The following is an 11,956-nucleotide window of genomic DNA, read 5'->3' as shown; positions in this document are numbered from 1 at the left end:
AATGAGGGACGGACCTCTATACATGACTAAAATGCTTGGTTGAAGCATGAATGGGAGGTCCGTCCCTCTCAGCATTGAAAAATCCCTGACGCTGATTATAGCGTCAGGGATTTCTTCGAAGGGAACCGGTTTGGTTCCTTTTATGAGTTCAATGTCAGTGTCGCGACACATTCCACGTGCACTGTATGGGGGAACAGGTCAACAGGTTGAACGGCATCAAGGGTGTAGCCGAATGGCTCAAGCTCCTTGATATCCGTCGCGAATGTATCCGGGTTGCATGAAACGTACACGATCCGCTCCGGTTTCGCGCGTCCGATCCTTCTCATTACCTTACCTCCTGCACCGGACCGCGGAGGATCCAGCATCAACAGCTGCGGATGGCCGAACGTTTCAAGCATCTGATCGATTCCCTTCCTCGCATCCTTCGCAAGGAATGTAGTATTTGAGATCCCGTTATCATCGGCATTCCGTTTCGCCGATTCGATGGAGCTTTCCACGATTTCAATACCTGCAAGCTCACCCACCCGGCTTGCGAATGGAAGGGAAAACGTCCCTACCCCACAGAAAAGGTCGATCATCTTTTCCGTTTCTTTCGGCTGGCTCATTTCAATCGCCAGGTCCACGAGCTTCTGTGCCTGGGTAGGATTCGTCTGGAAGAACGTGTCAAACCAAAGACGGAAACGGTAGCCGTCCATTTCGTCATAGATGAAATCACGCCCGTCCAACAGATGGATCTCCTCCGCCTGAGTACGGTCTGCCCATGCCGTGTTTTCCAGCCATAATAAGCTTTTCACGTGAGGGAATTTCTCGCCGACACGCTTGACCAGGTCCCGAACGGCCTCCGGATGAGAATCAGGTGCTTCCGTTGCGAACAAGGCAAGCATCAATTCGCCTGTCGCAAACGATTGGCGGACCATTAAGTGGCGCAGTAATCCTTCATGCTTGTCTTTGTCATACCCTTGTAAATGATGATCCTTCACCCAATCAGCGACTTCCATCGTCGCTTCCACCATTTCCTCACTTGCGATCAGGCACGTTTCAAGAGAAATGATCTTTCTGAAATTCCCCTGTTCATGCAAGCCGAGGGCTCCCTCCGGTGAGAAGGTAAACTCCATTTTATTCCGGTAACGCCAAGGGTTGTCCATACCCATCGTGTTACGGACAAGTGCGGGATCAAACCCCTGTTCCTTCAGAGCTTCCTTCACGTGATCCGTCTTGTGCTTCAACTGACCTTCATAGTCCCAATGCTGCCACACACAACCTCCGCATCGGTCAAAATGCGGGCAAGGTGGAGAAATGCGTTCTGGGTTCGGTTCCAGTATTTCATCCGCCATCACTTTCCGTCTTCTTCGTTCCGGCTGGTCGACTGTCACTTTCACCTTTTCCCCTAGCAGCGTCTGAGGAATCGTCAGCTTCAGCTTTTTCGGATTCCCAAGCTCATTCTCACGCCAGATCACAGCCTGGCCGGAACCCTTTTGATCTAACTCTTCTATAGTGGCAACCATCGTTTCTGGTTTGATATTCGACAATGTTTACGTCCTCCTTCAAATTGCTCTCTAACTCTATACTTTATTAAAAATGGAGGCGGAATGCAACAGGGACCTGGCGGCAGTTAGCACAAAGAAGGAGCCTTGATTGTAAGGCTCCTTACCTGTGTAAATAGTTTAATAGGATTTGTAACGTCCGAATTTTCCGGTGATATAAGCTCTTCTTCCATTGTAGGCGACTTCCCAATAGCCTGAGCTGCTGTTTTTCCCTTTGACGGAGCCCGTGACGGGGATGGTCCGTCCTTTTCGGATGGTACCCAGATCTTTTGATGCGAGGCGGTCCGGGCGGTCTTGTATGAGGGCGGCATTCGCGACTCCCATGATGGTGATTTCCCCAATGGCAACCGGCCCTCCAGAAGATGGAACAAGTGAGGCAGTTCCCCCCGGCTGTCCGCTTCCTTCCACCTTCACATATTTCGGTGATGCCGTCACATAAAACACATAGTCCCTGGAGTTCATGACTTCATACATATCAGCACCTTCCACCTTAAGCTTCCGGACAATCGTCGGAAATCCATCCCCGTACTTCAAGATTCCTGCACGGTAGGTATCATCGAAGGTCGGCCGGCTGTAGAAGTCAAGGCCATCCGCTCCTTTGTAAATACTCTCAACGCGTTTGCCGGCAATATCCCCGCTGCTTGCCCCATCGGAAGCGGGAGGGGACCCGACGTTTCCGCCGTTACCTGCAGCCACATAAGACACCCCGAAGTAATCACATACTCCCAGGGCCTGCTCCCTTGCCGTCTCACGTTGAAAATCCTCGTTGATCATGAGCAGCGCTTCCCTCTCATTATCCATGAAGCCATTCTCTACAAGAACCGCCGGCCCATTGAACTCCCTCGTCATATGAAGATTCTGCTCAATGATTCCCCGGTACACTTGCTTCGTCCCCTGTTTCAAGTACTTTGCAATATTCTCAGCAAGTTTCAGGTCCATTCCATCATTGAAATATACATGGAGCGAATGCCCTTCTGCATCCTTCCCGGGGCCGTCAAACTTTCCATCGAAGGCATTATAGTGATTGGAAATCAATGCAGCCGCACCCATGGAATTCGCGATATCCGTTCTCGCCTGAAGCGGAGTATCTGCATCTGTCGGAGCCGTTAACATCGTCCGGAATCCACATCTCTCCAATTCCAATTTTAAAAATAAGGTAACTTTCTCATTGAACTCATTTTCCCGGATCTGCCTTCCAATCGACGGAATGTAAGGCGTCCGTTTACCTACTGTCTCAAGACCGTGACCATCATCCAATGCTATTAAATAATCACTAGATTTTGCCATGTTTTATTCCCTCCTTTACTAGTAAAATATTCATAGCTTGGACAAATGGTCACGGTGAGGGGAAAAGGTTGATCTTGTCATGAGAATACATAAAAAGGTGCCTGACCCCACTAACGGGATCAGACACCTTTTTCATCATCTATTATTTTGCCTGCAAACGACTAATCCGCTCATCCAAGTCCGGGTGAGTCGAAAACATCGCCGATTTACGTCGTCCATTGATCTTCAACGTAGAAATCGCAGTGTCGTCTTCCCTCTTCATGCGGCTTGAGTAAGCTTTTAACATTTGAAGGGCATGAACCATCTTGTCCTTACCGGCAAGGTCCGCTCCACCTCTGTCAGCGTGGTACTCACGATGACGGGAATAAGCGAAGACAACCAGACTTCCCAAGATCGAGAAAACGATCTGGAAGACGATCACGGCAATGAAATGCACGATCGGTGCCATTTCTTCCCTTGCAAAACGCGACGCAATCCACGCGGCGATCCGTGCCAGGAAGACAACGAATGTGTTGACCACACCCTGCAGCAACGTCATCGTCACCATATCCCCGTTTGCAACGTGGGCCACTTCATGGGCGATGACGCCTTCCACCGCATCATCATCCATTTCACGAAGCAATCCAGTCGAAACGGCCACAAGTGAGCGCTTCTTTGAAGGACCTGTTGCGAAGGCATTCACTTCAGGAGAATGATAGATTCCCACTTCCGGCATATGCGTGAGCCCTGCAGCTCTTGATAAGCGGTGGACCTTCTCGACTACGGCACGTTCCTCAGAAGATAAAGCGCCATCCGGATTCAACACCTGGACGCCCATCATCCTCTTCGCCATCCAACGTGACATCGCTAAAGAAATAAACGATCCGGAAAAACCGATGATTGCACTGAATACAAGCAGTGCCCCTAAATCGATTCCGCCTGAAGCAGTGATATAATTCCCCGCTCCTGTGACGGAAAAAATGATACTAATTGTCAGTAGTACTAATACGTTCGTTAACAGGAAGTAAAATATACGTTTCCCCATCTTGATTCTCACTCCTATTTCAAGTTCAAATGAACCTGTATCTGATACTATTATAAATCCTTCATCGGTAAAATACAAGCAAAAGGTGAAATTGACGAGCCTCCACCTAACCAGTAGTATAGAAGGAGATATTTGCAAATGAGACGGGGTAATCACGATGAAAACGTTTAAACTGACACGCAAAAATATGGCCGACCTGCTGCTCTCTCTGAACGGCACTACAAGCAGGACCCCACACCAAGCACTTTACGATGTGTGGGGGGATTTACATAAAGACGAACTTCCACCAATACTTCAAAAAATACTCAAACCCGCCAAAGGCGAAGTAGGCTTTTCCCTCAAAGAGATCGTGTCACTGGGAAATCTGATCGAATTCACCAACTTTCCTCAAAGCACCGTCCAGAACTGGGTGAAGCGGGATGTAAGGGGATTGATCGGTTCACCCCAACTCGGTAAAAAGTACACCACTGAACAGGCTGCCATGCTTTTCATCGTCGAAGACCTCAAAGCGACGCTTGATTTCGGATCCATCCGTAAGGTTCTGACTCTCGTGTTCAATAATATCGAGGACCGCACAGATGATATCGTCAATCCCACGGATCTATATCTTGCTTATGCCTCAGTCTTCGATCAGATCCATCATCGATCCCTCCCTTCCATCAAAACGGCGGATGGTTCAGTCAACGAGCATATTGATGACTTCATCAAGGAAGAATGCCGAGTGATGCTGGAAACGTTTGACGGGATTGCCGAGGATAACCTTTCAAAAGTCCTTAATGTCATGATTGTATCCGTCTTGACGGTCCAGGCCGGATTTTATCAGGCAGTGACGAAGAAGTATGTAATGGATGCCTTAGCTTAATAATAAAATGCCTGTCCCTATAAATCAGGGACAGGCATTTTTTATAATCATTCCGCGACTTCGACTGTTTTCGAATGCTGCATATGGGTGGTGAACCAGGCGATACCGCCGGCCGCAGCCAAGTAGGCAAACAGGATCCACAGCTGGTGCGCAAGCTGCGTGAAGTCACCTAATGTAATGACTTCCTGGAAGCTGCTCAACGAATGAGCCATCGGTAAGTTCTCCCCGATGAGGCGCAAAATCGGTGTATTCAAGTCTCGAGGGAACGTCCCTCCACAAGTTGCCAGCTGAAGGACAAGGAATGTGACAGCCAAAAACTTCCCAACGAATCCGAATACGGTGATCAGCATGAAGATAAAGGTCATGAATGTGAAAGACACGATGATACTTGATAGAATGAACAGCGGTGTATTGACGACTTCTAAATGGAAGCCAAAGAGAAGTACTGCGTCGACGATGAGCGCCTGAATCGATCCGATGGCAAATACCAATCCCCATTTATTGATGAAATGGGTCGTCCCGTTCACGCGAAGATCATTGCGCCTGCCAAGAGGCAGTATGTTCGCTGCCATGATTCCGCCGACGTATAAGGCCAATGACAAGAAATATGGTGCGATTCCGGTTCCATAGTTCGGTACCTTTGATACATTGGATTTCACAAGAAGGACGGGATCCGAGAACATGGACGATAGCTCCTCCGTTGAATGAACCGCTGACGTTTTCTCTGCAGCATCGGCGAGTTTGTCAGCTAATTCCCCTGAACCCGATTCAAGATCGGTCATTCCCTTACTTAATGCACCGGCTCCTGAAGAAAGCTTGTCACTTCCGTTTGATAAACGGCCGATTCCGGCAGTCAAGGTTGTAAAGCCCTGGTTCCAGTCGGCAAATCCTGTAGAAAGCGTTGACGTACCGGACGCTAGTTGTGATGCTCCACCGGATGCCTCGTTCAACTTGTCTGAGAACTGGGAAAGCCCTGCATGGAGCTGACTCTGCCCATCCGCTACCTGCTCTGTTTGCCGTTGAAGGTTCGATTGCTCTTTTTCAACCTCTGATGTAGAGGCTGCTAAATGTTCTGAAAGCTCTTTTATACGTGTAAATTCAGGATCATCTTTCGCCTCTGGATGTGACTCCTGATATGTTTGAAGCTCGCTCGCAAGTTTCTCAGCCGTGACATTTGCTTCTGATTGTTGTTGCTCAAGGCCATTCTCTGCGTCAGCCAGCTTCTTTGTTTGAGTAGCCATTTGTTCGGAGCTTGAATTCAGGTTATCACCTGCTTGGGACAGACTCTTCATTCCGCCGGCTAATTCAGCAGAACGTGAATTCAGTTTGTGAAGACCATTTTCAAGGGAAGCGGCACCGTCTGACAGTTTTTCACTTCCTCCTTGAAGCTCGCGGGATCCTTCTCCGAGTCCATTGATCCCGGCTGCAAGACTGGTCATTCCTGCCTTTTCAGCAGTAATCCCATTATTCAATTTGCTCGCTCCATCACTTGCTTTCGTTAACCCCTTACCCATTTCTTCAAACTTGGAAAAAACGCCGTCCGCATATGACTTTGAAATGCTATCAGACAGCTTGCTCTTCATTTTTTCTGTAGCACTCGAACTGATCTGGGAGGCTACGAAGTTTTTCCCGGGGTTATCCGTATACATAAGTTCAGCAGGCTCTGGATGATCATCCATTAAGGAGCTCACCTTTTTCGAGAAGTCTTTAGGGACCGTTACGATCATATAATACGTTCCTTCTTCAAGACCTTCTTTGGCTTTAGTAGAGGAAACGAACTTAAAATTCAGATCTTCTGACTTTTTCAGTTCCCTTACAAAATCCTTCCCCGCCTCTATCGGTTCATCCTCCATCACCGCTCCCTCGTCCTCATTGACGACGGCTACCGGTAATTGATCAAGCTTACCGTATGGGTTCCAATAACCTGACAGAAATAATCCTGAATAAATCAACGGAACTAAAAGAAGAAAGCCGAGGGCGATTCTTCTGTGCTTATGGCTTAACATTGCTTTTAAATCTTGAAATATGAGTGCAAATCCTTTCATAAACAAACTCCTTCTTATATTCTTTTACATCCAATTATCATACGTGGATATAATGATAATGTATAATACATAATTAGTTATACATCTATAGCTTTCAATCTATGAAAGGATGAATACTTATGGAATTACAGCAGCTGCACTATTTTCAAACCGTCGCCCGGCTGGAACATATGACCAAGGCTGCAGAGGAACTTAGGATTGCCCAACCCTCTCTCAGCAAAACGATTGCCCGCTTGGAAGAGGATCTGGGGGTTCCCTTATTCGAAAGACAGCACCGACAAATCAAACTGAACCGCTTTGGTAAACTGTTTCTTAACCGGGTGGAACGCATATTTATGGAGATCTACGAAGGAAAAAGAGAGATTATGGAGGCGATGAACCTCGAGGAAGATACCATCCGGATGGCCGTCACGATTCCACGGGTACTTCCTGAACTGGTTGGATCGTTCTTGAAGGAACATCCCCATGTCCGTTTTCAACAATTCGTACACTCGATGTCTAAAATGAAAGAGCAGTTAAAAAATGGTGAAGTGGATTACTGCATTTCTTCCATTCCATTGGAAGAGGATGAAGAGATCGTATGGGAGCCGTTGATGACAGAGGAGATCTTCCTCATCGTCCCTCCTGGTCACTGGTTGGAAGACAGGGAGGAAATCGATCTGATTGAGGTGAAGGATGAACCGTTCATCAGCATGAACACAGGCTACGGCCTCAGGAACCTGACAGATGAGATCTGTTTGCAGGCGGGCTTCACACCCGTGATTTCCTTCGAAGGAGATGAACCGGGCGTTATCGGGGACCTCGTCAGGCAAGGTCTCGGCATTGCCTTCATCCCCGCCATCTCATGGATGAACCGCCGGACGCCCTTCCCTCATAAAATCCGGATCAAAACACCAACCTGTGAGCGCACCATCGGACTCGGCTGGTCCAAAAGAAGACACTTCACCAAAACCGCCAACAAGTTCCACCCTTTCATGATCAACTACTTCGATCACATTGGAAAGAAGCTGAATCAACTATAAAGGGACGGACCTTCATTTTTGCAAATGAAGGTCCGTCCCTATTGGGTTTTGCCTTAAAATCAGAGGTGCGTCCCTCTCTTATCTCAATCCATAAGCCTTTACAATTTCCTGACTGATTTTGTTTCCTTCATCATCCCAGGCACTGGCTTTCAATGATACACTCTTGGCATTCTTAGGGTTCGTGATGACCGCTTTGAATGTATCTCCGTCACGGTCAAGCTTTACTTTCTTCCACGACTTCCCTTCGTTGAAGGACACTTCCAGTGAGGAGCCTTCTACCTTTCCATAACCGAATGCCCTTTCTACCATACCTACAGAAAGTTCCAGGTTGGTTGGACGGTTCGCCAGTGCATCTCCATTCACATCTGTATCCACCTTATAGTCAAGGATCAGGAATGGAAGGTCTTCCATCCAGTTCTCAGTAGCTTCTGTCCAGAAGGTCCATTCTGTATGAGTTCTGGTGGAGGTGTTCCAACGTGTTTCATCCCGTTTGGCGTCTGTGACATATCGGTACTGTGTACGTTCTTCCGGTACGATGTCCCAAACATTCATTGCCTGTCCTTTTCCTTCTTTCAATAACGTATCTCCTTTGTATAACTGAGAGGTCTGGTTTTCGAAAGATACATCCCATTCAGTCCCCCCTGTGTTCCCTTTCCCGGCATCTGCCCATGCAGGAACATTGATTTGAAGGGAACTACCCTGTCTTCTCGGTGGCCAGTAACCATCTCCGAGACTTGGACGGACTACAGGTGAGAACCAATTTTCTGTATTTTTCTCTCCTCCAGCATACGACATAAGCGGTTGACGGATCTGCCAGCCCTCATCAAGTACATTTGCCTGATGATACCATCCTGTGCCTTCTGTCGCCGATACATATTCCGTACGGGTGCTTGGCAATGACACTTTTTGCAGGAATCCTACAGCTCCCATCGTGTGTGGACGAAGGTCATAACGGAATTCCCCTCCATCCGTCTCAATAGGTGAATTGTAGTTTGTTTCGATTTTTGCCAGTTCTTTCCCTTTAGGTGCATAGGTCAGATCTTTCGGTATCGAGCCTTCATGAACATCCATTAAATCATATAGGTATGGAGAATCGACCGTTCCTTCCACTTTTAACTTTACATTGCCTGAACGGACCGCTTTGACGAGCTTGTCCCCTTCACTCTTACTTATACCAGCAACAGCAACCGGATTATCCGTATAGTCAGGAGTTCCCGCATATACACTGAACTCTTTGTCCTCATTGTTCACAATGATCACAAGCTTTGCCCCTGCTTCGGCAGCATTCGTAGCTTGCTCTGACACACTCACTTCTGCATTTCGATCGACTACCACCGCTTTTCCTTTTGCCTTCAGGCGAGCAAAGTCAGCTGAGCTCCCTGAACCTGCATATACGGTGGAGAGATTGAACTTTCCATCCAACCGCGTACTACCCGCAAATGGGATATCATCCAATTCTTTTCCTTTAAAATCAATGGTCAATGCCGGTTTCGTCAAACGCCAGCGGGTCAGTTGCTCAAAGTACCCATTCTTCACTTCTTTAGTCGGAACAGCATATAGCTTATCAATCCACACAGGCATCAGGTAAAGACTTGTCATCGGCATATCCCCGAAGGTTTGGTGATACTCCATACGTCGATAGTTTGCTTCCGTTTCTTTTGGAACGACCGCTTTGATCTCCTTCGCCTTTCGTGCATCAAGTTCGACTGTTTTCGGTCCGTCAAGTTTCACTTCCGGATTACCGACCAGTGCTACTCCAGCATGATCTGTTTCTGTATCGACATCCATAAGGGACATGGCGGAATACGTGCCAGGAGGCAATCGAAGTTCAAGTGTTCCATCCACGGCCACAGCTTCCGGTTCCATCTTCTCACTGAATAGGACCACATAAGCAAGCCCCTTAGAGCCGTCACGATCGGTTGCCTTCAAAGTCAGTGGATAACGTTCTTCCTCCTTGACCATGGCCATCGTTGTGCTGATAAGTTCCTTTCCATCCTCCTTCGCTCTCAGGAACCCCTGATAGCGCGAACCGGCTTCTCCAAGAATCGAATCCAACGTCACCTTTACGTCTACCGTCCCACCTGAGGGGATTGTAACCTTTTCTTGCTCGAGATTCAGCATGCCTTCAGGAGCTTCTTTTCCCTCCGCATTGGTAAAAGTCGCTTCCAGATCAAGGGTGATATCCTGATCACTCTCGTTCGTATACGTGATCACCTTTTCAACTGGAGCAGCCTGATCATGAGGCCATTTGAAAAATCCAAATGAAATGGATTCCGTGGCTCTTACTTTTGAATCCAGTGCTGCAGGCACATCGACTACACCGGTTCCGACCTGGTATGGTGCGTAATCTTCAAGCTTATTCGTCGTGTTCATCAATACCTGCTTCAATGTTTTCCCATCCCATTCCGGATGTTTTCCAGCCAGGATCGCAGCGGCTCCGGCTACATGTGGTGTGGCCATGGATGTCCCGCTTAAGCTTTTATACAACCCCTCCCCGCTTGAATACTGGGAACGGGCAGCCACAATATCCACACCAGGCGCAGATAAATCAGGTTTCAGCCCCATATCTCCGTAGCGAGGACCTTTGGAGGAAAACCATGCGAGCTGATCATTCTTATCCACGGCCCCAACCGTCAATGCCGAATCCGCTGCTCCCGGGGAACCGATTGTCCCTTCCCCGCCTCTATTTCCTGCGGCAATAACGAATAATGTCCCGTTTTCCTCTGTTAATTGATTGACCGCTTCTGCCATGGGATCCGTTCCGTCACTCGGCATATCGCTTCCAAGACTCAAATTGACGATCTTTGCATTTTCCGATGCCCATTCCATCCCATCGATGATCCAGGAATCCTGTCCAACCCCTTGATCACTCAATACTTTCCCTACCAGCAAACGGGCATCCGGGGCGACCCCTTTATGTTTCCCGTCACCAGCACCCGTTCCAAGAACCGTGGAGGCCACATGTGTTCCATGACCATTGACGTCCTTTACTTCTTCACCGGGGACAAAACTGACTGCCTCGTCGATTTGGCCAGTAATATCCGGGTGTTCTGAGTCAATCCCGGTATCCAGGACCGCCACTTTAACACCTTCACCGGTATATCCCTGTTCCCAAGCCTGATCTGCACCAATCTGCGGTACACTTTGTTCAAGGGCTGCTTCGACGCGTCCGTCCAGCCAGATCTTATCTACACCATTATCGAATTGGGACGTTGCTTGCTTTTCAGCACGTTGAACCGTCACGTCATTCCAGAAAACTTCAGCCTGCTTTTTCTCTGTAGAAAGCGCGGCTCCGTGGATACTTTCCAATTCCCGTACTTTCTTGGATCCCTTTGGTGCAGTGTTGATCGATTTCGCTTTCGTTTCTTCATATTCGACAATGACCGGTACCGAATCCGTATTTTTGTCATCATAACCATATTCGATCAGTTTTGTGATGTTAAACAAATCTTCATCCAGCTTACCGGCTGACATATAGGGCATTGCAGAGTTCGGAAAGACGAAGGTTTCATCTTTGATCGTCATGACCCTGACCCCTTCACCGTTTTTCTCTGCCGGCTCCACATTGATGATCTGTTTTCCATCCTTTAAAGTAGAGACTTTCACCACGTCTCCGGTTATGAGGGTGATGGTATGCTCCCCTTTTATGCTGGCTTTCACATTAACGGTTGACTGTTTAGGATTTACGTCTTTCGAGGGTACGCCTTGGGCATTCACTTGGAACATCGAGCCTGCAATCATAGAGGCTGCGATTGATCCGACCAGAAGGGGTTTCACGTTCAGCTTTTTCATTATCATTCTCCTATTCTATTAAGGTCTTTATACAGGCATAGGGTAAAATCTGGGTGAGGAAAAAGGAATAAAGTATGTAGTCACAACGTCTGTTGCATGATTGGTAGACTACGGGAAAAATAGTAAGCCACCGCCTCCTTGATTGAATTTGAAGGGTATGCTCTGGAAGTCGATTGAACCTCATGTTTGTTAATTAAATTGTAAGGGTGGGATCATGGATTTCTCAATTGGGGTTATTTTTCGGGACAAGAGTACTAGAGTGCCCCAGCTTCCGGGAGAGTAAGAAATAAATCTATGAAATTGGGTACAGAAATTCATGGCAATGTAGGATACAAAGAGGATTAACGAAAAAAATATCTTATCTATTCTATTCATAGAAG

Annotated in this window: 7 protein-coding genes; 2 read left to right on the top strand and 5 right to left on the bottom strand. The window is 47.7% G+C overall.

Annotated elements, in window-relative coordinates; translation table 11 throughout:
• Positions 1–140: 140 nt before the first annotated feature.
• The 3 genes from rlmD to htpX form a co-directional block, all read right to left on the bottom strand.
• Complete coding sequence (rlmD, locus tag AM506_RS06975; protein ID WP_440480346.1) at positions 141–1,505, bottom strand: 23S rRNA (uracil(1939)-C(5))-methyltransferase RlmD; 1,365 nt, start codon at positions 1,503–1,505, stop codon at positions 141–143.
• A 159-nt stretch (positions 1,506–1,664) separates the two neighbouring features.
• Positions 1,665–2,831, bottom strand: a complete 1,167-nt coding sequence (locus AM506_RS06970) for an N-acetylmuramoyl-L-alanine amidase family protein (RefSeq protein WP_060671766.1) — start codon at positions 2,829–2,831, stop codon at positions 1,665–1,667.
• Positions 2,832–2,973: 142 nt separating this feature from the next.
• On the bottom strand, positions 2,974–3,855 hold the full coding sequence (gene htpX, locus AM506_RS06965; RefSeq protein ID WP_060671765.1) for a protease HtpX: 882 nt from the start codon (positions 3,853–3,855) through the stop codon (positions 2,974–2,976).
• 157 nt (positions 3,856–4,012) lie between these two features.
• Here htpX and AM506_RS06960 point away from each other — a divergent pair, with 157 nt between their 5' ends.
• The gene (locus tag AM506_RS06960) at positions 4,013–4,717 is read left to right on the top strand and encodes a DUF1836 domain-containing protein (protein ID WP_060671764.1); all 705 of its coding nucleotides are present in this window, start codon (positions 4,013–4,015) and stop codon (positions 4,715–4,717) included.
• A gap of 47 nt (positions 4,718–4,764) precedes the next feature.
• Here AM506_RS06960 and AM506_RS06955 read toward each other — a convergent pair whose 3' ends face one another.
• On the bottom strand, positions 4,765–6,762 hold the full coding sequence (locus tag AM506_RS06955) for a YhgE/Pip domain-containing protein (protein WP_060671763.1): 1,998 nt from the start codon (positions 6,760–6,762) through the stop codon (positions 4,765–4,767).
• A gap of 119 nt (positions 6,763–6,881) precedes the next feature.
• Between AM506_RS06955 and AM506_RS06950 the strand changes: the two genes are divergently transcribed.
• A complete protein-coding gene (locus AM506_RS06950; protein ID WP_060671762.1) occupies positions 6,882–7,784 on the top strand; it encodes a LysR family transcriptional regulator in 903 nt (300 codons plus the stop codon).
• Positions 7,785–7,862: 78 nt separating this feature from the next.
• Here AM506_RS06950 and AM506_RS06945 read toward each other — a convergent pair whose 3' ends face one another.
• On the bottom strand, positions 7,863–11,576 hold the full coding sequence (locus tag AM506_RS06945; protein ID WP_060671761.1) for a S8 family peptidase: 3,714 nt from the start codon (positions 11,574–11,576) through the stop codon (positions 7,863–7,865).
• Between the last annotated feature and the right edge of the window lie 380 nt (positions 11,577–11,956).

Origin of the sequence: Rossellomorea vietnamensis, assembly GCF_001305855.1 — a bacterium.
GTDB classification, from domain to species: domain Bacteria; phylum Bacillota; class Bacilli; order Bacillales; family Bacillaceae_B; genus Rossellomorea; species Rossellomorea vietnamensis_A.
The sequence above is the reverse complement of the archived record's forward strand: the minus strand, read 5'-3'. Positions and strand labels throughout refer to the sequence as shown.